Origin of the sequence: Stenotrophomonas sp. YIM B06876, assembly GCF_030711595.1 — a bacterium.
Taxonomy (GTDB): Bacteria; Pseudomonadota; Gammaproteobacteria; order Xanthomonadales; family Xanthomonadaceae; genus Stenotrophomonas.
The window spans coordinates 1-1,788 of record NZ_JAUJUJ010000161.1 but is presented as its reverse complement, the minus strand read 5'-3'; the positions used below and the strand labels follow the sequence as shown (position 1 = coordinate 1,788).

The window sequence follows — 1,788 nt, the reverse complement described above, 5'->3', positions numbered from 1 at the left end:
TCCGCTCCATTTCCAAGGCGTCCTATGACCTGGTGGACCCTAGCCGGGTGGCTGAGTGGACGCGCCGCGCGATCGCCAAGGCGGTTGGCGGCCGGCCGGGCCCCGTCGTGCTGAACATTCCGGCCGACATCTTCGCGGTCGAAGTGGACTACCCGGACCATGAATTCGACCTGCCCGGCGACATGGATGTCTGGCCGAGCCGTCGTCTGCACGCGTCCTCCGAGGAGGTCCGTCAGGTGGCCGAGCGGCTGCACGCGGCGCGTCGCCCTGTGATCTGGTGCGGAGGTGGAGCGATTGCTTCTGGCGCTTGGACGGAAATCGTGCAACTGGCCGAGCTGACCGGCGCAGCCGTCGCCACGACCTACATGGGTAAGGGTGCCATCGCCGAGAACCATGCGCTGTCGGTCGGCACGGTGGGGGCGTTAGGCCGTCCGATGACCAATGAGTATGTGCGCAGCGCCGACCTGGTGCTCGCGCTGGGGTCGCGCTTCACCAACCTCGACACGGCGGGTTGGTCCGTGCCGGCGCGCACTACCGAAGTCATCCAGGTCAATATCGACGCGGATGAGTTGGGCCACCACCAACCGATCACGATGGGCGTTTGCGCCGATGTGCGCAGTTTCGTCACCGATCTGGTGGCGCAGTGCCAGCCGCTCCAATGGGATGCGGCGGCGCGCGCCGACGCAGTGTCGGGTATCCGCAGCAAGTGGCTGGTCGAGCGTGGCACGCAGAGCCCGCAGGCGGCCGCGACGGGCGACGGGCCGGTCCATCCCCTGCAAGCGATCGCTGCCCTGCGCGAGGCCATGTCGGAAGAAGACACCATCGTGTGCGACTCCGGTTTCAACCAGATCTGGGGCGGCCAGTACTTCGAAGTACACAGGCCGGGGCGCTCCTACATTGGTCCGCGCGGTATGGGGGTAATGGGCTTCGGCTTGCCTGGCGCGTTGGGCGCAGCAGTGGCCGACCCTGGGCGCAAGTTCGTGCTGCTGGTCGGCGACGGCGGTTTCATGATGGTGATTCAGGAGTTGGAGACCGCGCGGCGCATGGGCATTCCGGTCATGGTCGTGGTGCTCAATAACGGCAATCTCGAGTACACGAAGGCCGGCCAGACGGCGCGCTACGGCAGCCAAACCCTATCGTGCGACTTCGCCGAGACGGACTTCGCCGCCATAGCGCGCGCGTTCGACTGTGAGGGTCTGGTCGTGGACCAGCCGGAGCATCTCAAGTCGACGTTCGAGCAAGCCTTGCGGTGCAAGGGCCCCGTCGTCGTGGATGTCAGAACCGTGGCCAGCGCGATGCCGGACGGCGTGAAATTCTGAGCAGCAGGCATATGAAGCTACTCATGTCCGCATTGTCCCCGTTTGCCCGCAAGATCCGGATGCTGGCGCTGGAGGTGGGGCTCGCGGATCGACTGGAGGAGGTCCACGTGACCGTCACGCCGCAGACGGTGAACCCGCAGGTCGGGGCGCTCAACCCCTTGGGCAAGATTCCTGTGCTGGTGCGAGATGATGGCGAGCCGCTCTATGACTCGCCGGTCATCGCCGAGTATCTGGACAGTCTGCACTGCGGCAGCCCGCTGATTCCTGTTCGTGGTGAGTCGCGCTGGCGTGCGCTGCGGCACCAGGCCCTGGCCGATGGCCTCATGGACGCGGCGGTTCTGCTGCGCTACGAAACGGCGTTGCGGCCGCAAGCGCTGCGCTGGGACGACTGGGCGAACGGCCAGCAGGCCAAGATCGAGGCTGCCTTGGACGAGCTGGCCGTTGAGGTGGACGCGCTCGCGGAGTCGTT

At 66.3% G+C, this 1,788-nt stretch carries 2 protein-coding genes; both read left to right on the top strand.

The genetic code is table 11. The annotated features are described in order from the left end of the window. Window positions 1-1,319: thiamine pyrophosphate-binding protein (locus tag QZH66_RS15695; protein ID WP_305806831.1), on the top strand; the 1,319-nt coding region annotated here is incomplete at its 5' end. 23 nt (window positions 1,320-1,342) lie between these two features. Continuing rightward, window positions 1,343-1,788, top strand: a 446-nt coding sequence (locus tag QZH66_RS15690; protein ID WP_305806830.1) for a glutathione S-transferase N-terminal domain-containing protein, incomplete at its 3' end; no start/stop codon positions are given.